Annotated in this window: 21 protein-coding genes; all 21 read right to left on the bottom strand. The window is 60.8% G+C overall.

Translation table 11 applies throughout. The features are described from left to right. Window positions 1-52: 52 nt before the first annotated feature. Window positions 53-619 (bottom strand): hypothetical protein, encoded by a 567-nt coding sequence (locus BC363_RS30460; protein ID WP_065783009.1) that lies wholly within the window; start codon window positions 617-619, stop codon window positions 53-55. Continuing rightward, window positions 619-987 carry a hypothetical protein gene (locus BC363_RS30465; RefSeq protein WP_065783010.1) on the bottom strand — a complete coding sequence of 123 codons (369 nt, stop codon included), beginning with the start codon at window positions 985-987 and terminating at the stop codon, window positions 619-621. Before BC363_RS30465 ends, BC363_RS30460 begins: the two co-directional genes overlap by 1 nt. Window positions 988-1,001: 14 nt before the next feature. Continuing rightward, window positions 1,002-1,553, bottom strand: coding sequence for a rod-binding protein (locus tag BC363_RS30470; protein WP_025425949.1), 552 nt, complete (start codon window positions 1,551-1,553; stop codon window positions 1,002-1,004). A 114-nt stretch (window positions 1,554-1,667) separates the two neighbouring features. After that, window positions 1,668-2,081, bottom strand: a complete 414-nt coding sequence (locus BC363_RS30475) for a hypothetical protein (protein ID WP_065783011.1) — start codon at window positions 2,079-2,081, stop codon at window positions 1,668-1,670. A gap of 4 nt (window positions 2,082-2,085) precedes the next feature. Beyond that, window positions 2,086-2,838 (bottom strand): flagellar biosynthetic protein FliR, encoded by a 753-nt coding sequence (gene fliR / locus BC363_RS30480; RefSeq protein ID WP_065783012.1) that lies wholly within the window; start codon window positions 2,836-2,838, stop codon window positions 2,086-2,088. Continuing rightward, window positions 2,835-4,922 (bottom strand): flagellar biosynthesis protein FlhA, encoded by a 2,088-nt coding sequence (gene flhA, locus BC363_RS30485; RefSeq protein ID WP_065783013.1) that lies wholly within the window; start codon window positions 4,920-4,922, stop codon window positions 2,835-2,837. The genes fliR and flhA overlap by 4 nt, the downstream gene beginning before the upstream one ends. A 214-nt stretch (window positions 4,923-5,136) precedes the next feature. Beyond that, window positions 5,137-5,403: a flagellar biosynthesis protein FliQ gene (gene fliQ / locus BC363_RS30490; protein WP_065783014.1), complete on the bottom strand. Its 267-nt coding sequence runs from the start codon at window positions 5,401-5,403 to the stop codon at window positions 5,137-5,139. A gap of 7 nt (window positions 5,404-5,410) precedes the next feature. Further along, the gene (gene flgD, locus BC363_RS30495) at window positions 5,411-5,821 is read right to left on the bottom strand and encodes a flagellar hook assembly protein FlgD (protein ID WP_065783015.1); all 411 of its coding nucleotides are present in this window, start codon (window positions 5,819-5,821) and stop codon (window positions 5,411-5,413) included. Beyond that, complete coding sequence (gene flbT, locus BC363_RS30500; protein WP_025425943.1) at window positions 5,812-6,261, bottom strand: flagellar biosynthesis repressor FlbT; 450 nt, start codon at window positions 6,259-6,261, stop codon at window positions 5,812-5,814. Before flbT ends, flgD begins: the two co-directional genes overlap by 10 nt. Then, entirely contained in the window at window positions 6,258-6,605 is a 348-nt protein-coding gene (flaF, locus tag BC363_RS30505; RefSeq protein WP_025425942.1) for a flagellar biosynthesis regulator FlaF, read from the bottom strand. Before flaF ends, flbT begins: the two co-directional genes overlap by 4 nt. Before the next feature lie 35 nt (window positions 6,606-6,640). After that, window positions 6,641-7,693: a flagellar hook-associated family protein gene (locus tag BC363_RS30510; protein WP_065783016.1), complete on the bottom strand. Its 1,053-nt coding sequence runs from the start codon at window positions 7,691-7,693 to the stop codon at window positions 6,641-6,643. A gap of 2 nt (window positions 7,694-7,695) precedes the next feature. Further along, complete coding sequence (gene flgK / locus BC363_RS30515; RefSeq protein WP_065783017.1) at window positions 7,696-9,111, bottom strand: flagellar hook-associated protein FlgK; 1,416 nt, start codon at window positions 9,109-9,111, stop codon at window positions 7,696-7,698. 23 nt (window positions 9,112-9,134) lie between these two features. Then, entirely contained in the window at window positions 9,135-10,346 is a 1,212-nt protein-coding gene (locus BC363_RS30520; protein ID WP_065783018.1) for a flagellar hook protein FlgE, read from the bottom strand. A gap of 92 nt (window positions 10,347-10,438) precedes the next feature. Further along, window positions 10,439-11,110, bottom strand: a complete 672-nt coding sequence (locus BC363_RS30525) for a response regulator transcription factor (protein ID WP_065783019.1) — start codon at window positions 11,108-11,110, stop codon at window positions 10,439-10,441. Between the two features lie 270 nt (window positions 11,111-11,380). Then, entirely contained in the window at window positions 11,381-11,938 is a 558-nt protein-coding gene (locus tag BC363_RS30530; RefSeq protein WP_065783020.1) for a transglycosylase SLT domain-containing protein, read from the bottom strand. Next, window positions 11,889-13,352 carry a flagellar hook-length control protein FliK gene (locus BC363_RS30535; protein ID WP_065783021.1) on the bottom strand — a complete coding sequence of 488 codons (1,464 nt, stop codon included), beginning with the start codon at window positions 13,350-13,352 and terminating at the stop codon, window positions 11,889-11,891. Before BC363_RS30535 ends, BC363_RS30530 begins: the two co-directional genes overlap by 50 nt. Further along, complete coding sequence (gene motC / locus BC363_RS30540) at window positions 13,349-14,659, bottom strand: chemotaxis protein MotC (protein ID WP_065783022.1); 1,311 nt, start codon at window positions 14,657-14,659, stop codon at window positions 13,349-13,351. The genes BC363_RS30535 and motC overlap by 4 nt, the downstream gene beginning before the upstream one ends. Window positions 14,660-14,664: 5 nt before the next feature. Further along, window positions 14,665-15,879 (bottom strand): MotB family protein, encoded by a 1,215-nt coding sequence (locus tag BC363_RS30545; protein WP_065783023.1) that lies wholly within the window; start codon window positions 15,877-15,879, stop codon window positions 14,665-14,667. Next, entirely contained in the window at window positions 15,876-16,529 is a 654-nt protein-coding gene (locus BC363_RS30550; RefSeq protein ID WP_065783054.1) for a hypothetical protein, read from the bottom strand. Before BC363_RS30550 ends, BC363_RS30545 begins: the two co-directional genes overlap by 4 nt. Before the next feature lie 454 nt (window positions 16,530-16,983). After that, the gene (locus tag BC363_RS30555) at window positions 16,984-17,952 is read right to left on the bottom strand and encodes a flagellin (protein ID WP_065783024.1); all 969 of its coding nucleotides are present in this window, start codon (window positions 17,950-17,952) and stop codon (window positions 16,984-16,986) included. Between the two features lie 333 nt (window positions 17,953-18,285). Next, on the bottom strand, window positions 18,286-18,698 hold a 413-nt coding region (locus tag BC363_RS30560), incomplete at its 5' end, for a flagellin (protein ID WP_280137936.1).

Raw genomic sequence — 18,698 nt, forward strand, 5'->3', positions numbered from 1 at the left:
TGTTTCGTTAAATCGGTTCCGATTTAACGAAACATGCAGTAGCGATCGGCGATCAGTGGGCGCTGTTCGCGTTGACGCCGCCTTCCGGCAGCTTGTCGTTGGCAACGTTGCCGTTCTTGTCGACGATGGCGACCGGCTTCTGCCGCGGCACGTTCTGGCTATTGGCCACGCGCTTGACGTCGTCCTTGGTGAGATATTCGAGCTGTTCGACGAGGACTTCCGTGATCACTTCGCCGCCGAGCTTCTTGTTGAGCCCGTCCTTGACCGTGGACTTGAAGGTCGAAAGGTCGAACGTGCCGGTGTCGCTGACATTGATGAACCGCGAACCGACCAGTATGTCGTAAAGCTCGTCGGTGACCATCTGGCGAAGCGGCGCCCGCAGATTGTTGATGCCTTCCTTCGTTGCGGAAAAGGAAAGCTTGGTCAGGAAATAGCCTTGCACGGCCCCGTCCTTGATGACGGGGACCGTGATCATTTCTCCCGGAACATATTGCTCCGATGCACGCCGCACTGCTTCCGCATCCGAGACGACGGGCGCCGAGGCGCTCTGCATGGAATAATAGACGGATCCGAGCGTGACAGCGCAGACCCAAACCCCGGTGAGAACGAGCTTAAGCATCAGAAATCGCTATAGCGGAACTGCGCTTCGGAATAGATGCCGTCGGCATCGGCGTCCTGAGCTGCGGCCTTCAGCAGATCGACGACGGATCGCACGGCGTCGAGATGGGCTTCGACCTTCAGCGAGTTGATCTCGAGCTTGTCGCGCAGGTGACGGGTCTGCGACGCGAAGGCCGGCGAAAACTCGCCCGGCAGCGTATCGCGATGCAGCATCGTCAGTTCGTAGAGGCAACGGCTCTTGTGCGCGTTCGACGTCTTGATATCGAACTCCGGATCGACACCAATGCGGCTGTTCTCATTGTCGATGATCATTTCCAGCCGGCCGAGCACGTTCTGGATCCGGACGTCGTTGGATGCCACAGCTTCCATAAATGAACTCCCAATTAAGCTTGTTTGTTTTTATCGTCTTCAGTCGTATAGCCGGTGAGCGTTTTGCGCTCGTATTCCTGCACGAGGCTTGCGGCCAGGTTTCGGCTGTTGCCATCGAGCGAGGCATTGACGCGCTCGCGCGCATCGCCCGCGGCCAGCTGGTCGGCGATGCCGATGCCGCCGCTCTTGGAAATGACATCGCCGATCTGCTCGGCCATCATGCTTTTCCAGATGTCGCCGGATGTACCCTTGCCGAAAACGTTCTCGCTGTCGTTCGGAAGCATGGATTTCACGAAATTCTGCAAGATCATCGCTTCGAACTTGCGATAGGTCTCGGGGACCTTCTTCTGTTCGACCCGGTTGTTGATGTCGCCGAGGCCACTCGATCCCTCCGAAGAGTTGAGAACGTTGACGGCGGCTGCGAAACCGTTGCCGTTTTCCGCCAGGCTCGTCGCCTGGAAGGCGGCGCGATTGGCCTTCAGCCGGGCCTGCGCTTCCTGCACCTCGGCCGGATCGGCCGCGCGCACGACGTCCATCACCAGATCGCTGGGCGGAGAGATAGCCATGACAAATCCTCTCGACAACGGCACTGCCGCGACCCCGACCGGGGCCGGTGCAAGCGCGCGTTCAACATCTCGACCGAACGTCCCACCGCAAGGGCGAGCGTTCCGGATGTCGCACTATCGCCCCTCAACCTTACCGGAAGCTGGCGCTTGCCCGGCAACATGTTGATCGATCAGGTCATAGATGGAATTGTCGGCCTCTTCCCGGTCTTCCGATTGCCGGGCGTCCTTCATGTTTTCCTCGAGCCGGTCGGCTTTGGCCCGCTCCTTCAGCATGCGCGCCTCATGTGTCTGCTGGATGCCGAACAGCATCTGGTCCTTTTGCACCAGGCGCCCGACCTGCGAGGAATAGTGGCCGGAAAACATGCGATGCATCGGATGCGCCGAGCCCATGGCGTCGACGACCACGTCGATCGTCTCGGCCAGGATGTCGCGCTGTCGCACCATCTCGACGAAGTCGGCCTCCGCCATCTGCTCAAGATGACGCTGAACGGCGACCAGGCGCTTGAGTTTCTGCGACCGCGTCTTCACTTGGCTATCCCCCCTGCATGACCGGCGCAAAGCCGTCGCCGAACAGGCGCAACATCGCGGCGATACCGAGATAGAGCAGGAACATGCCGCCCATGATCAGATAGGGCTGCGAGATGAAGTAGATCGGGATCTGCGGCGCCAGCTTGTTGACCATGCCGATCGCGACGTTGAACAAGAGCCCGTAGATCAGGAAGGGGCTGGCGAGCCTCAGCATGATCATGAAGGTCTGCTCGAGCGAATCCGTCAGGGTGATGAGCACGCCCTGCGGGTCGAAGACGCTGCCGACCGGCATGACCCGATAGGACTGGGCAATCGCCTCGAACATCACGTGATGGAAGTCGAGCATGAACAGGATCATCAGCCCGGCAAAACTGATCATGCTGGTGAGCTGGTTTTCCGCCGTGTCTTCGATCACGTCCGACGACGGCGGCGGGCTGAAGCCCATCAGCATCGTTATCGTCGTGCCGGCGAATTGAAGGCCGAGCACGTAGTAGCGCGCAACCAGGCCGATGACCGCACCGACGGCGGTTTCGGCAGCGATCAGGTAGATATAGGTGTGCCCGTTGCCGGTCACCTGCGGATAGATATCGGTCCACATGACGGGCAGGATGGCCATGGAGATGGCGACCGCGATAAACAGCCGGATCTGCATGGGAATGCGCGCGGTCGAGAACCCCGGCATGATCATGATGCACGCCCCGATCCGGCAGAATGCCGCAAACAGCGCGAGCACCGTGCCCTCGGGGTCGGTTATCATGAAATCGAGCCGATGATCTTGATCTCAAGTCCCTTGGCAAGCTCGACATGCGAGAGCACGGGCAAAGTGGCAAAAAGGCGCTCGATGATCATCCGGACATAAGAACGGGATTCGGGCGAACTTACCAGTACGAAGGGCATGCCGCGATCGAGATGTTCACGGATAACTTTCGTCGCCTGCTCGCTGAACTCTTCGAGATGCCGCGGGTCGATGTCGAACTCGACGACTTCCCCCTTCGCATCACGCTTCAGCGCCTGGTGGAACACCATGTCCCATTTGTTGCCGAGGCGCAGGACGCGCAGGATGCCGTTGTCGGCAAGGTCGCCGCACAGCTGCTGCGACATGCGCACGCGCACGTGCTCGACGATCTGTTCGGTCTTGCGGACATGCGGCGCGAGTTCGGCAACCGCTTCGAGGATCAGGTGCAGGTTGCGGATCGATACCCGCTCCGCCAGCAGCAGCTTCAAGACCGCCTGCAAGCCGGAATAGGACATGTGCGACGTGCAGATTTCGTCGGCCAGCTTGCGGTATTCCGGATCCAGCCGATCGATCAGCACCTTCACGTCCTTGTACGACAAGAGATGCGGCAGGTTGTTGCGGATGACTTCCGAAAGATGCGTCAGCACGACCGAAACGTTGTCGATCGGATGGAAGCCTTCGCGCTTCAGGTCCTCGGTGAATGTCTCGAGGATCGACACGGCCGGCATGCCGAAGGCGGGTTCGCGGATCTCGTCTCCCGGCACGCTCGGACGCCGTCCGCCGCCGGTCACCACCAGAACTTCGCCGACACGCACGGTATTGGACGCAATCGTCGTGCCATGAATGCGCACGTGATAGGCCTTATCCGGGATGCTGATGTCGTCGGAAACCTTGATTTCCGGAATGACGAGACCGTATTGACCAGCGAACTTCCGGCGCATCTTGCCGACGCGGAAGGCCAGTTCCTGGTGGGCGCCGAGCAGGCGGGTCGACACCTGTTTGCCGAGCAGCAATTCGATCTCGGCCGTCTTCAGCACCGACTTGACCGAGTCCGCCTCGCCGTCCTTGGTCTGCTGGGCCGTGGCGGCCTCCTGCATCCGGCGCGCCGCATTCTCCGCCTCGATCTGCCGCGGCACGAGCCAGCTCAGGAATGCCATGCCGCCGCCAAGAACCGCAAACGGCAGGAACGGCAGGCCGGGAACCAATGCAAGCAGGATGATCAGTCCGGAGGCGACCATCAGCGCGCGGGGATAGCCGCCGAGCTGCCCGACAACGGCCTGGTCGGTCGAGCCGGCGGTTCCGCCACGCGACACGAGCAGGCCGGCGGCAAGCGAAACGATGAGCGCCGGAATCTGCGAAACGAGACCGTCACCGACGGAAAGCTTGACGAAGACGTCGGCGGCTTCGCCGATCGGCATGTCATGGCGCAGATAGCCGATGATGATGCCGCCGAAAATGTTGATGGCGGTAATGATCAGACCCGCGATCGCATCGCCGCGCACGAACTTCGAGGCGCCGTCCATTGCGCCGAAGAACGAGCTTTCCTGCTCCAGCTCGCGACGGCGATGCTGCGCCTCCTTCTCGTCGATCAGGCCGGCCGAAAGGTCGGCGTCGATCGCCATCTGCTTGCCGGGAATGGCATCGAGGGTGAAACGCGCTCCGACTTCGGCGATACGCGTCGCACCTTTGGTGATGACGATGAAGTTCACCGTGATCAGAATCAGGAAGACGATCAGACCGATGACGAAATCGCCGGACATGACGAGGCTGGCGAAGCCGGAGATGACGCCGCCGGCCGCACCGTGGCCTTCATGACCGTGGGAGAGGATGACGCGCGTCGTTGCGATGTTCAACGCCAGGCGAACCATGGTCGAAATCAGCAGGATCGTCGGAAAGGACGAGAATTCGAGCGGCCGCTGGATCCATAGCGCCACCATCAGGATCAAAACCGAGAAGGCGATCGAGAAAGCCAGCCCCATATCGATCAGGAACGGCGGGATCGGCAGGAAGAGAATTGCCAGGATCATGACGATCCCGAGAGCAAAGCCGATGTCCCGGCCCCTTGGTGCTACTTTCGGGATGATCAACGCTGCTTGCTGTGCCATGTCTCTTCCGTCTCTTCATGAGAGGTCGGGCAGCATTCTCACGCGCTGCCCCAATCTAGGACTGGAGATAGAGGCTCAAGCTTGCGCGAAGGTGGTAGCGCTACAGCGCCGCGCGTCAAATGTGACGCTCAGAGGACGCTGTAACGCTTTAAGCTTGCGCATAATTTCATCCTTAAATCGGACCCGATTTAAGGAATTATGCCGTAAGGTGCGCTCAGAAACCGGACTGAATTCGGGAGAAGACGATGTCGGTGAAGATCGAGATCTGCGCGCCGATGAAGGGCGCTGAAACGGCGACCGTGATCATCACGGCCAGGATCTTGGGAACGAAGGTCAGGGTCATTTCCTGAACCTGGGTCAGCGCCTGAATGAAGGCGATGACGACGCCGACGACCATCGCGGCAAGAACGGCGGGCCCCGAGGCCACGATCACGGTCCAGATCGCAGCCTGCACGATATCGAGGGCATCCGCCTCATTCATTAGAGTATCACTTTACCTTGACGCCTGGGCCGATAACGAGCTCCTTGCCGCTATCGAGCACTGCAATGATTCCGTCAGAGTATAGTTTGACTTCCTTGACGACGCCAGTGACCGTACCGTCCGCATTGGTGACAGTTTTGCCGATCACCGCATCCGCCTCGCTGAGCGAGGTGCGTTGCAGCAGGCTCTCGAGATTCTTGTTGGTCTTGATCGTCTGTTCGACCTGCGAGAAGGTCGCGAGCTGCGCGATCTGCTGGGTGGCGTCCATCGGCTGCGTCGGATCCTGATTCTTCATCTGGGCGACGAGCAGCTTGAGGAAGCTCTCATAGTTCAGCGACGCTTTGCTGGCGTCGTTGCCAGAGTCAGCACCCGAGACGATCGGGGTGTAGTCGTTGTTGCTGACGCCACTTACCGCCATGGTGCGATCTCCTTGCGAATCTGCTCGACCGTCGCCGGCGTGATTTCCTGCGTGTTGAGGATGCGGTCTTCGATCGCGTAGAGCCCGCGGATCGCCTTCAGCGCCTCGAAGGCGCGGCCGTTGGTGACCAGGCCGTCGACCCGCTTCAGCTCAGCCAGGATCTCTTCGTTCTTGAAGCAGTTGAGCAGCATGACGACCGACTTGCGGAACATGGCGGTCGACTGCTCGGCGCCTTCCGGGTTGATCAGGATCATCTGGGCGATGAAGTAGAGCTGCTTCAGCGGCGTCGTTGCATCTTCCGGCTGAAGCACGTGGTTTTCCAGAAGGAAGGTCACGTCATTCAGGAATTCGACGGCGACCTTGCGGTCAACGCGAAGCACCGCGCCGTTTACAAAAATTCTTTCGCCCGACTTCAGCGAGATACGCAGTGTGCTCTTCATTTCAGTCCATCCCTGATGATGGTGGTAATGTCAATTATGCCCTGGAAGTTGGAGGATTCGCGTTTGCGGATCTTTTCCGTCTCGTTGAGTATCCAGATGGCGATCGAAATCAGATTGGCGCGCAGCTCTTCATTGAGCTGGTTTTCCGGAGCGCGAAGATCCTCGATGAAGCGGATCCAGACGCGCCGGGTAAAATAGATCGCCTCTATGGCTTCTCTCGAATACCCGTTCTGCTGTCTTGCGGCTTCGAGGAGCGCAATCGAGCGATCGAGTACCTGCCGCTCTCGATTCTTGGAGTCGGCAACGCCATCCTCCATGATCTCGGCATAGGAAAATTGGTACATTCAGACATCCTTCATGTTTGTCCGGTCGCCTCTTCTCAGAGGTAGTTGAGCAAGCTCATCTGCTGCAGTCTCGACGTCAGCGCGTAGGATGTATCGAGCTGGGTCTTCAACATGTTCACGCGCGTCGCCGTTTCTTCCGGATCGATGCCATTGATGTCCGTGATATGGGTCTTGACGAGCTTCTCCTGCGCCTCCAGCGAAGTCGTCGCCTTCTTGACGCGCGACTCGGAGATACCGAGCGAGCTGCGTTCGCCGTTCAGTCCGGAAATAGCCTGCTCCATGTAGCCGAAGGCGGCGTTGTTGAGCGTGCTGCGAACCTGCGAATTGACGTTCTTGTCCATCAGCTCCGTGGAAATAACGCTCGCCAGCGCGAACATCCGGAAGCTCTTGGTGTTGGCGTTGGTCGAGCTTTCGATGACCTCGCTGGCGCTGATGCGGCTTGTCATGTTCTGGTTCGACGCATCAGACCAGTTGGCATCCCAATCCGTGCCCATGAACATCGGTTCGAGCTTGGTCGTGATGAAGTCCTGCATTTGCGTCGGCGTAAACTGGCTCATGTCAGTGAGGCCGTTTGCCGACATGTAGCTGCTAAGCGCCGCATCGAATGCGACCTTGGCCGCAGACGGGGGCACGGAGTTGTAATCGGCCAGCGGCTTGACGTCGGTGTTGATGCCCGAGAACAGGAACTCGCCGTTGAAGGAGGTGTTGGCCGCCGATGTGAAGATCTGAAGCGCGCCGTTCACTTCGGACTTCAGGATCTTCATCGCGTCGACACTGTCGTTGCCCTTGTAGGTGACAAGCGTATCACGCACCTTTTCGGCGGCCTTCTGCATCGTCTCGAGCGCGCCCTGGGAGGCGGAAAGCCTCTGCGTGACCACGGCGTTGGTGCCCTTCAGGGCGCCCATTCTGTCCAGCTCGCGCTGCAGGTTGAGCGATCGCGATGTCGACGCGCCAAGCGTCAGGCCGATGTCGTAGTGAATGCCGCTCGTGCTCTCCTGGGTACGTCGCAGCAACTCGGCTTGAGTCTGCTGAATCGTCAGGCGCATGGCGGTCTGAATCGCCAGGTTTGAAACGAAGGATGTCTTCATGATTACCTCACAGCTTCCATTAGGGCCGCCATCATGGCGTCCACGGTGCTGACCAGCTTGGCCGATGCTTTGTAGGATTGTTCGAGATCGAGCAGCAGCGACAGTTCTTCGTCGATGCTGACGCCGGTCTGCTTGCTCAGAGCTTCGGCGGTGCGCGACAAGAGCGCCGACTTGCTGTCGTCGGCCGTCGATGCCGTCTTGCGGAACTGCTCCAGCCAACCGACCGAACTGGTGGCGAAATTCAGAATGCTGCTGTTGCTGTCGAGGCCGGACGATGGGTCGAACGCCATGTTCTCACCCATCTTGTTGATGAAGCCGTCCAGCAGGTCGGTATAACCCGCATTGCCGGTGGGGTTGTTCGACGTGCCGTCGAAGCCACCGTCGCGCAGCATCAGCGGGTTTGCCTTGGCAGCCGCGTTGACCGTGATCTTCGATGCCATGCCGGGCACGATGCCAACGGCCGGAATACCGGGACTTCCCCAGGTAAACAGACCCGGCTGGCCGCCTTCCTGGAACAACGTCACCAGGCCTCGAGCGATCTCGTCGAGCTGCGACTGGAACTTCGGTCCGACATCGTCGCGCAATTGCACGAGTGCTGCAAGCTTGCCCTTGGCCGTCGTGTCGGCGCCGGTGCCCGCGGCGATCGGCACGCCGTCGACGTAGATCTTGTTGCCGACGGTCGAAGCGTCATAAACGTTTTGCGGGGCAAAGGTCACCGAGCGCGGGATGGTCTCGAACAGGACGGTACCATCCGTGGTGAAGATCACGGTGTCGTTGTTGCCGCGCGTGGTCGTCGAAATGCCGACGATCTCGGAGACCTGCTTCAGGATCTTGTCGCGCTGATCAAGCGCGTCGTTCGGGTCGGTACCCTGGGCCGTTGCCGCCTTGACGGCGTTGTTGGCCTTTTCGAACTCCGCCAGCAAGCCATTCAGCTTGTCGACTTCCAGCGCGATTTCCTTATCGGCATTCTCGCGCATGTCCTGGACGGACTTGGAGGCCTTGTTCAGCGAATCCGCCAGATCCCCGGCGTCGGACACCGCCGTGGCGGCGATTGTCTTGTTGCCGGGGGTCGCGGCGAAGGTCTGGAGGCTGTTGCGGAAATCGGCGAGCAGCTTGGATGGCGCCGTTTCGTAGCTGTTGCCGCCGAGTGCCGACTTCATCAGTTCAAGGCCCTCGCGGAGCCTTGCCTGACCGGAGGCCTCGCCCATGCCGGCGATGCTCTGTCTGAGCAGCGCCTCGTTCTGGGCGCGGTAGATGGATACGACCTGCGCGCCGTTCGCCGTGCTCCCAAGCAAAGCAAGCCGACGCGAGTAGTCCGCGTTGCCCGCGTTCGCGATGTTCTTCGACACGGTTGCGGTTTGCTGCGCCGTGTTGCTGAAGGCCTGTTGTGCGATGGATATTGCGGAGGACAGCGACATGACGCGGACCGTATCTCTTTCAATTACCGTTTCAGGTTGACCAGAACTTCAAGCAGATCCGATGCGGTCTGGAACACCTTGGAATTTGCCGTGTAGTTGCGCTGCGCCTCGATCATCGAGGTCAGTTCGTTGGCGATATCGACGTTGGAGTTTTCGAGCGCCTTGGACTGGATGTTACCGAAGGCGCCGGAGCCGGCAAAACCGGTGACGATGACGCCGGAATCGGTGCCCTGCGAATAAACGTTGCCCGACTGCGGCAGGAGCTTGTCCGGGCTCTGGACGGTCGCAAGCGCAATGCGGAACTTCGGGATGAGGTTGCCGTCACCGTACTTGACATAGACGATCCCTTCCTTGTCGATCTCGAATCCCGACATCTTGCTCGGCTTGCTGCCGTCGATGCCACCGCCGCTGCTGGTGAAGTCGCCGCCAAGCTGCGTCGTCTTTGTCGTGTCGATCGTCAGGGCGCCCAGGTTGGCGCCCGTGCCGGGAAGACCGGTCATGGCGGTCGTCGTCAGCGTCGCGGGGACGGCGCCGATGCGCTTGCCAGCCGCGTCGAAAGTCATGGTCTGCGAACCGATATTGGTGCCCGACGCGCGATCGACGACGTTGAGGCTCCAGGCGTTCGGACCTGTTTTCTGGTAGGTGAAATCAAGAATTCGGGTATTGCCTTGACTGTCGTAAACGACCATCGAGGTCTTCGATTGATCGCCGACTGCCGCGCCCGACGGAAGGTTCGCATCCATCGCGCCCTTGGTGGAGCCAGCGGCGACCAGGCCTTCGTCCTTGAGCTTGACTTCCGTCAGGCCGTCAAAGCCGTTGACGACGACCGTCGGGTCGGCGCCGGCCTTGTATTCGTAGCCCATCAGCTTGAAGCCGGCGGTGTTGACGAGGTTGCCGTCCTTGTCGGGAACGAAGGAGCCGGCACGCGTCAGGAAATTCTCACCGCCATTGCCCTGCACGATGAAGAAGCCGCCGCCGTTGATCGCAAGGTCGCTCGCCGACGTGGTGTAGCTCGTGCCGCCCTGCTGCGAGATGCTGTAGCGCACCTGAGTCTCGACGCCGCCGGAATTGTAGTTGCCGCCGCCCGAAGGCAGGATCATCGATGAGAATTCTGTCGAGGCCCGCTTGTAGCCGGTCGTGTTCGAATTCGCGATGTTTTCAGCCACAGTGCCGAGACGGTTCGACTGAGCGTTCATCCCGGAGACGCCCGTTCTCATGCTGCCATAGAGACTCATATCGGATCCTCATTTCCACGTTGCAGCGACACTAGGAAGCGGGCCTTGCGTGAACCTGTCTTAGGTGCCACCTTCGCCCGCCCGAACGCGCCTTAGTTCCAGTCGATGCAGTAGCCAAGGAAACGCTTGGAATCGATCGGGTCGAAGCCGAGCTTCTTGCGCAGTTTCTTGCGCAGCTTGCTGATGTGGCTTTCGACGACGTTCTCCTCGACGTCTTCATCGAAGATGCCGTAAATCGCGTTGAAAATCTGAGACTTGGACACCCGGCGCCCGCGGTTGGCGACCAGGTATTCGAGAATGCGGCGCTCGCGGCGCGGCAATGCGAACACGTCGCCATTGATCTCGGGATCACGGCCATCGGCAAAGACGCGGATCGGACCGATGTCGGTGTAGTTGTTGATGGCCTTCAGACGGCGGCGGATCGCCGCCACCCGGGCCAGGATCTCGCGGGGGTGGACCGGCTTGCGAACGACGTCGTCGACTCCGCAGTCAAACAATGCCAGCGTGTTTTCGAGAGAGGGCGTATCGCTGACGGCGATAACGGGCGCCATCGACCGATCGCGGATCGCGCGCGGCAAGGCAAAGGTGCTGTCGCCCTGGCCGATCAGAAACGCTTCGACCGCGTCGATATCCGAGTCTGCCGCCGCATTCACCCACTCGCCGAATTCCTTGGGATCGAAGCCCGTCGAGGGAATTCCTTCACGCCCGAAAAGCGACGTATAGCCGTCCTTTACGAGTTCTCTATCGTCAACCACTACGATCATTCGTCCGCCTCCGAATCAGTATGGCACCGCACTGATCGAGAGGTACGAATCGAGGGATTCATGAACAACTAGAGGAAGTTAATGGGTGGAATTAATAATTGATTAACCATGTCGCACCGATTTGATCTACATCTAGTGGCTAGACGTTAACGGTCATACTAAAATAATGTGGAAAAGTTAACGGTTTGCGACAAAACCACTTGCCGTCACATTCTCCACGCATTGTCGCCACAATGTGGAATGGCCTGCGATCAGGCAATCAATGGTTGTTTATTGACAGAACTGCGTGGCGCTGGGCGTCCACTTGCCGTAGCCGGTCGCGACCAGATTCGCGATCACCCGACAGACATATTTCTTCTGCGCCGGGTCGTTGTTCGGGCCGGCGTGATACCGCGCGACGGCCATGGTCCAGCTCTCGTGCTTTGCGCGAAGGTTGGACAGGAAGCGCGCGGCATATTCGACATTCTTGCGTGGGTCAAGCATCTCCGTCGGCGATGCGAACTGATCGCCATGGAAGTAGTAATTGATCTGCATGCAACCGAGATCGATGAGCTTGGCACCCTGCGCCTGGGCGTTGGCAAATCGAACGAGAACGTCCTGAGTACTGGTGCCGAAATAGGCCTTGCCCTCGATATTCATCGCGTAGGGCTGCAGCGACCCCTTGCGACCGGTTTCCGTCAGTCCGACGGAATAGAGGATCCCGGCGGGGATGCCGTATTTCGACGCTGCCGAGATGATTTCACGCTCGCAGATGCCGGAGCCAGCGTTGGCGAATGCGCTACATGTAGACGTGACCAGTGCGAGAACGCTCAGTGCCGGCAACCGCATCATCCGTACCGCCATTGCCAACCCGCCTCTCCGCCACTGAACCTTGGCCGTCGCCATCCTGCCGCTGCCGCCCCTGCCCGCCACCATCCTCGGCGCGTTCGCGGCCCTGCTGGCCCGCCTGGGCCTGCTGTTGCTGCTGGGAACTGCCGCCGGTCGAGGCATCGCTGCCCGAATTAAACACGACGTTGATCTGATCGACCGCGAAGCCTTGGGCCCGCAACGCCTTGACGATTTCGCTCTGGTCGTCGCGCAGCTGGCGGAAAGCTTCGCCGCTTTCCACCTTCAGTTCGACCTGCAGCTCGTCGTCTTTCAACCGCAACGTTGCGGTGACGAGGCCGAGCTCGATCGGATGCATCTGGATCTTGAGCGTGTTCAAGGTCTTGCCGGCCTGCGTCCAGGCGCCCGGCTGGCCGAGAGCGGCGCTCGGCTGCAGCGATTGGGCAAAACCGGCGTCGCCAGCGATCGCATTGGTGACATTGGTGGAATTGGTGTTCATCGAAATGCCGAGATAACGGCGAGCTTCGAGCACGGTGACGTTTTCGGCCTTGGCCGACGACCGAGCCGCGTCGACAGTCGCGCGTTCGCCATCCTTCGATATGCTCATCGAGATCGCCTGGCCCTTGCCGTCGGCGCGGGCAAAGCGGAACAGCCGGTCGGTTCCCTGCTCGCCATCAGTACCCCCAGCGTCTGCACCATGGGCATCGATCATCTCGCCATGCGCGATGCCCTTCGCTCCGCGTTCACCGAGTGCATGAACGCCGGCCGAGCCACCTTGGGCGTCCGCACGCGTCGACAGCATCGCGTTGCCGCCGAGCAACGTCAGCAGATCGTCCACGATGGCGCTTGGCGAGGTTTTCGCACCAGAACCTGCGGCCACATCGGTTGGCTCGCCGTTGCCTTCAACGCCCTGCGCGCCGCTCGCCTGCGTCTTGTTCAACCCGCGCGACAAAGCCGCCATGCGCGCGGCCAGGTCGGCCGTTTCACCCGCGGCGTCGGATGCACCCGCATGTTCTCGCGCCTGTGCCGCCTTGGCGGAAGCAACACGCTTGGCGTCCCTTTCACGCTCGGCGAGCGAGAACCGTTCCTTCTGACCATTGTGATTTTCGAGCGATGGATCTTCGAGATCTCCAGGCGCGCGATTGTGCGCCGGCTTGGTGATCGAGACCTTGGCTTCTCCGCCGTTGATGCTGCCGTTGCCGATCAAGCCCGCCGCTCCCGAATTCTCGCCGTCGGCCGCATTGCCGTTACCCTCGCTCGAGCCTTGTGCACCCTGGCCGTTCGCCTTCTGGCGCCCTGCGGTTGCAACGGCATCCTCGAAGGCGCCAGGGGCCTGCTCCTTGCCGCCCGCGCGTGCGCCCGGCTTGCCCGTCTGGGACTGAGGCGGTGCACGCAGGCTTTCGTCGAGAGCTCTCATTTGCCTTCTCCCCTTAGCAGCGCATCGATCTCCTCGACCTTGGACCGGCCCTTTGCGACGAAACCGTCATGGGATGGGTCGGAGGTGGCGGCAGTCTCGGCGCCGGCTTGCGTCGTCTCCCCAGCCGTCGGCGTGCCGGCCTGCACCGCCGGTTCACCGAACGGGCTCATGCCGCTTCCCGTTTCCGCGCCTTCGACTTCACCGTCGGGCGTGGCTGGTCTGACCGGTCTAGCGGAGAACGCTTGCGTGAGGCTTTCATCGTCCGGTGGTCTGACAACGGCATCTGCAACCGCCTTGGCCGCGTCACGCAGGGCGCGATCGCGCGGAGAAAGTTCTGCGTCCGGGATCGCCACGATGCTTTGGGTCGCGGCGAAGACGTCAGACGATGGTACCGACGCCAGCCCGGCGTAAAAATTGGCGAGCACACGCGGCTCGGAGGCGCCATCGGTTGCGAGTTGCTCTGCCCGCTCCGAGGCAAGCTTTGCCAGGGTTTGCTTGCCGCTGATGGCCGCACGCCGCGCGACGCGTAGATAGACCTCCCGCTGACGCGGAGCATCCATGAAGGTCAGGATTTCGGAAATCCGCTCGTGCGCCGCCTCGTCGAAATGCCCCACCGCCAGCTCGACGAAGACATCGGCGAATTGGCTCGCATAGGGCGACGTCAAGTAGCGGCGGGCGTAGTTCAGTGCGTAGCGAAAGCCCTTGTCGGGCAGGTTCGCCTGAACCGCGAGGAAGACCGAACGACGCAGCGCTGCCTCTTCGATGATCGTTCCCGGTGCGGTCAACCGCGCCCAGTCGTAAAACTTCATGGCCCCGACCGGGTCCTGCTGCGATATGGCATTGCCGAGGATCAGGAACAGGTAGGGACCGACACGGGAGTTCCGGTACTCGGGCGCGGCTTTCGACAGGCTCTCGACGATCAGGCCGCCCTTACCGCCGAGATACTGCCTCATCGCATCGGTGACGCGCGAATCGAAATTGCCGGCGACATCATGATCGGCGAGATAGTTGAGCGTCTCCGGGTTGCCCCCGCTCATGGCGTAGACGAGCGCCGCATCGACGTTGCGCGGGTCGCTGAACACGGACGCATCCGCAGCCCTCAGCCGCTTGTCGATCGCGCCGAGCATGAAGCGCTGCATCTCGATGGCCGAATGATCGCCGAGCACCACCGAGTCCTGCACATATTGCAGCGACCGGATCATCTTGAAGGGTGCAAGCTCCTCGAGGTCGTTGGCCTGAGCCATTCCCGACGAAAGCGGAATGGCGAGCACCGACATCATCAAGGTGGATCGCAAGCGTCGCAGCATCGGTTCTAGCCCTTTGCCGACTGCAGCAGGATTTCGATGCGGCGGTTGCCGGGCGCATAGGGATCGCCAGGGATCTGCAACCGTCGGTCGGCAAAGCCGCTGATCTGGCTGACGCGATCTTCCTTCAGACCACCGCGAACGAGCATGTAATAGGCGCTCTGGGCGCGCGCAGCCGACAGACGCCAGTTGTCATAGGTACCGTCCTTGAACGGACGACCATCGGTGTGGCCACGGATGGCGACGGCGCCCTGGCGCTGCGACAGCAGCCGGCCGATCTTCTCCATGGCCCTGACCAGTTCCTTCTGCGGCACGGCCGAGCCGACGGCAAACATCTGGGAATCGGTCTGCTCGCTGATCGTCACCAACAGACCGCCTTCAGCCGGCGTCACGGCGAGGCCCTCGGCCAGTTTCCCGGCGTCGCCGCCGAGTTCCTTCTTGATCTCGGCCTTCAACTCCTCGGCCTGGGCCGCGGCATCCTGCTTCGAAAGCTCGGTCTTTTCAGCATCGGTCTTGCCGGCATCAGCAGGCTTCAGACCCTCTTCGGCCTTTTGCTCTTCGGCGGTCTTTTGCACCGGTGCTGCGCCGCTCTCCATTGCGGCCTTGGATGCCAAGGCGACGTCCTTCTCGGTCGTGTTGCCGGCATCCTTGACTTCGACCTGCCTGGTCCAGAAATCCGGATCGAACGGATCGCGATAGGCCTCGCCGCCTTCCGCGCCGGTCGACGGACCGGATTGCGCAGCGCCGCCGTCACCCTTGGCGCTGATATTCGCCTGCTGACCGACCTCCTGCGCGATCTCGGAAAGCACCGAGTAAGGGTTCTCGAAGAAATCGGCGTCGGAGTATTTCGTTTCCTCGCCCGAGGTCGCCGTCAGCTGATCGCCTGTTTTGGCCGAGCCGCCCGACTTTTCCTGCTCGCCGTCAACCTTCGATCGCTGCTGCGTCTCTTCGCCCTGCGCATCCTTCGCAGGGTCCTTCAAGCCACGCTCGGCGGGCTTTTGATCGGTCAATTGCACCGGGTTGAAATAGGAGGCGATCGCCGCCTTGGTTTCCTCGTTGGCGGCATTGATCAACCACATCACGAGGAAGAAGGCCATCATCGCCGTCATGAAGTCGGCATAGGCGATCTTCCACCCGCCGCCGTGATGACCATCATGACCGCCACTAACTCGTTTGACGATGATGATTTCGTTCTTGCCGTTGTGGTGGCTTTCGTCGCTCATGCGAGAACCTTCCGGACAGTGTCGGCCCAAGCCGCCATTCTTGTGACGAGGATCGTCTCGTCCATTTCGATGGCGAGGTCGATGTCGTTGGTTTCAACGTGGCGGAACACCGGCATGTCTTCGCCGAGGCTGCTCTTCAAGGCTTCGAACAGAGGAAGCGGACCCTTGATGGTGATCGCGCACCCTTCCCCGGCGATAATCCCCTGCCGGATCATCTGCGCCATATCGGCAACGGCGCGCTGCAGCAGCGCCTCCTCCATGACAGGTGCAAGCACGCGCGCGGTCTGGTCGCCCAGAGACACGGCCAGCTGATCCGTCATTTCCTGAAAGCGTCCGGCCATGCGGCTGGCGGCCTCATCCTCGAAGCGCCTGGTCAGGGCATCGATTTCGGCCGCATGGGCCGCCTGGAGGTCGGCGATCTGATTGCCGTGCTCGAAGGCAAGCTCGGCCGTGGCTTCGGCGCGCCCCTGCTCAAAAGCCTCGCGCCGCTCGGCCTCGACATCGACCGGCGGCGCAACCGACCGCGGAGTGAGCCGGTCGCCATCGGAGTAGTCGACATCCAGGTCGGGGAAATACTTCGGCGGCATCATCGACAGTTCGACTTTCGGCGCGCTGAAATCCTTGAGATAGCGGGACAGCATCGCGCTCATGACTGGAACCTCGATGCGCGCAGGACGATAGAAGGCGATCCCCGTCTGCCTGACAGGCGCCGCCTTACGGCGCAGAATTCCCATGATCCTGACACTGCTGAAATGTCTCCCTCGGGTCCGGTCGCCGATAGCGGCGAACCCAGCATTCTTGGACTTACAACGGCCGCGCACGGGAATTTTCATTCCGGCGGCAGACCGATGCAGGCGGCGGCGCAAATCTCATATTGGCCGGCAGTCATACGGACAGGACTGCGAGGGAAGGCTATTCGGTCAAACTTGTGCGAAAATGAATGTGTTGGACCGCGCCAGGGCAATTAGCGCGGTCCAACCGTTTCCACCGGGTGCCGTGACCGACGACGTGGCAGAACTCAAATCGGCACGGATCCACCTTCTTGGCGGATGCGGCCGGGTGGTCCCAAACCGGCGACACCAAGGCGCCGCCGGCTGGAAAACCTTACTGCTGGAAGAGGCGCAGGATGTTCTCGGAGTTGGTATTGGCGATCGACAGCGCCTGAATGCCGAGTTGCTGCTGCGTCTGCAGCGCCTTCAACCGCGTCGATTCCTCATTCATGTCCGCATCGACCAGGCGACCAACGCCCTTGTCGATCGTATCCATCAGGTTGGCGACGAAGCTTTCCTGCATGTCGATGCGCTTGGTGATCGCGCCAAGCGTCGAACCGGCGTCGGTCAACTGCCCGAGGATCTTGTCGACGACGCGGATCATCGCGTCCATTTCCGCGGGCGCGGTGGTCGCGGTCAGCTTGATTTCCGTGCCGGTCGGCGGCGCTGCCGGCGGGGCAACGATGAGGTAGTACGGTGCGGCGGTACCGGTCGGCGTCTGCTGCAGCTGGTCGGCATCATAGGCCCTGGTCAGCAGGCCGCGGGCCGAGCTGCCCGTGTCGATCAGCATCGATTGCGCCGTGTCGAAATCGAGCGTCGTGATGGAAACATTGCCGTTTCCGTCGCGGTTGAAGGAGGCAACGACCGACTTTGTGCCGACGGCGGCAGTGTTCGTATTGTAGAGCCAGTTCTCGCTCGAGAACGACGCCGATTGCGCAGCGGACATGAGCTGGTTCTTCAGCTCGGTGATTTCCTTGTTGATCTTGAGCTTATCGACACCGGGCTCGCGCGCGGCGACAAGCTTCGTCTTGATTTCGGTGACGACATCGATGGATGCCTTCATCGCCGCATAGGCGGTATCGACCTTGGCCGCACCGAGACCGAGCGCGTCCTGAACGGTGGAAAGCGCGGCGTTGTCCGAGCGCATGGTGGTCGCGATCGACCAATAGGCGGCGTTGTCGGCTGCGGTCTGCACGCGGTAGCCGGACGAGATCCTGTCCTGCACTTCGGCCATGTTGGTGTTGATCGAGCGCAACGTCTGGAGTGCGGCCATGGCGGCCGTGTTGGTCATGATGCTGGTCATTGGTCACTTGCCCCGAATGATTTTCTGAGAACATTCCGGAGTGAATGACCGGCAGCGACGGGACCAGCGTCATGCGAACCGCCCCTGTTTTGCCCTGTGGGCGACCCTTCGCTCTTAACGAATGTGTAACGATTGTTTGGTTAACAAATGGTTAACGTCATTCATAAGTCGGTAACAAAGATAAACAGAAATAAGGGAATATGAAGCAGGCGTTAACGGCAACGTGCGGTACGCCGGAAACGGAAGAGCCGCGCCGTCCTTTCGGGCGGCGCGGCTTCCTGGAGGTCATGCTCATGAAGGGCGAAGGCTCGCCCATCATGTCCCATGCGCTGATTAACGGAACAGCGACAGGATGTTCTGCGAGTTGGTGTTGGCGATCGTCAGCGCCTGGATACCGAGCTGCTGCTGCGTCTGCAGAGCCTTCAGACGGGTCGACTCTTCGTTCATGTCGGCATCAACCAGCTTGCCGACACCCGATTCGATCGAGTCCATCAGGTTGTCGACAAAGTCCTTCTGGAGATCGACGCGCTTGTTGACGGCGCCGAGGTCCGCAGCGGAGTCGGTCATGCTCTTCAGGACGGTGTCGACACCGCTGAGGTAGTTGGCCAGTGTCGTCGCAGTGACGGTCGTACCGCTGATGTCGAGGTTCAGAACGCTGACGCTGCTGATGGCAGTACCGGTGGTGTCCTTAAGATCGGCTGTAAGCAGGCCGTTGGCAGCAGTGCCATCGTCGATCAGCATGGTCT

The sequence above is a fragment of the Ensifer sp. LC384 genome (assembly GCF_001695865.1).
Classification (GTDB): Bacteria; Pseudomonadota; Alphaproteobacteria; order Rhizobiales; family Rhizobiaceae; genus Ensifer.

What these genes read in the sequence shown, in the direction of transcription:
- BC363_RS30460 (WP_065783009.1), bottom strand. Translation starts at nt 619, where the DNA reads ATGCTTAAGCTCGTTCTCACCGGGGTTTGGGTCTGCGCTGTCACGCTC.
- BC363_RS30465 (WP_065783010.1), bottom strand. Translation starts at nt 987, where the DNA reads ATGGAAGCTGTGGCATCCAACGACGTCCGGATCCAGAACGTGCTCGGC.
- BC363_RS30470 (WP_025425949.1), bottom strand. Translation starts at nt 1,553, where the DNA reads ATGGCTATCTCTCCGCCCAGCGATCTGGTGATGGACGTCGTGCGCGCG.
- fliR (WP_065783012.1), bottom strand. Translation starts at nt 2,838, where the DNA reads ATGATAACCGACCCCGAGGGCACGGTGCTCGCGCTGTTTGCGGCATTC.
- flhA (WP_065783013.1), bottom strand. Translation starts at nt 4,922, where the DNA reads ATGGCACAGCAAGCAGCGTTGATCATCCCGAAAGTAGCACCAAGGGGC.
- fliQ (WP_065783014.1), bottom strand. Translation starts at nt 5,403, where the DNA reads ATGAATGAGGCGGATGCCCTCGATATCGTGCAGGCTGCGATCTGGACC.
- flgD (WP_065783015.1), bottom strand. Translation starts at nt 5,821, where the DNA reads ATGGCGGTAAGTGGCGTCAGCAACAACGACTACACCCCGATCGTCTCG.
- flbT (WP_025425943.1), bottom strand. Translation starts at nt 6,261, where the DNA reads ATGAAGAGCACACTGCGTATCTCGCTGAAGTCGGGCGAAAGAATTTTT.
- flaF (WP_025425942.1), bottom strand. Translation starts at nt 6,605, where the DNA reads ATGTACCAATTTTCCTATGCCGAGATCATGGAGGATGGCGTTGCCGAC.
- BC363_RS30510 (WP_065783016.1), bottom strand. Translation starts at nt 7,693, where the DNA reads ATGAAGACATCCTTCGTTTCAAACCTGGCGATTCAGACCGCCATGCGC.
- flgK (WP_065783017.1), bottom strand. Translation starts at nt 9,111, where the DNA reads ATGTCGCTGTCCTCCGCAATATCCATCGCACAACAGGCCTTCAGCAAC.
- BC363_RS30520 (WP_065783018.1), bottom strand. Translation starts at nt 10,346, where the DNA reads ATGAGTCTCTATGGCAGCATGAGAACGGGCGTCTCCGGGATGAACGCT.
- BC363_RS30525 (WP_065783019.1), bottom strand. Translation starts at nt 11,110, where the DNA reads ATGATCGTAGTGGTTGACGATAGAGAACTCGTAAAGGACGGCTATACG.
- BC363_RS30530 (WP_065783020.1), bottom strand. Translation starts at nt 11,938, where the DNA reads ATGCGGTTGCCGGCACTGAGCGTTCTCGCACTGGTCACGTCTACATGT.
- BC363_RS30535 (WP_065783021.1), bottom strand. Translation starts at nt 13,352, where the DNA reads ATGAGAGCTCTCGACGAAAGCCTGCGTGCACCGCCTCAGTCCCAGACG.
- motC (WP_065783022.1), bottom strand. Translation starts at nt 14,659, where the DNA reads ATGCTGCGACGCTTGCGATCCACCTTGATGATGTCGGTGCTCGCCATT.
- BC363_RS30545 (WP_065783023.1), bottom strand. Translation starts at nt 15,879, where the DNA reads ATGAGCGACGAAAGCCACCACAACGGCAAGAACGAAATCATCATCGTC.
- BC363_RS30550 (WP_065783054.1), bottom strand. Translation starts at nt 16,529, where the DNA reads ATGAGCGCGATGCTGTCCCGCTATCTCAAGGATTTCAGCGCGCCGAAA.
- BC363_RS30555 (WP_065783024.1), bottom strand. Translation starts at nt 17,952, where the DNA reads ATGACCAGCATCATGACCAACACGGCCGCCATGGCCGCACTCCAGACG.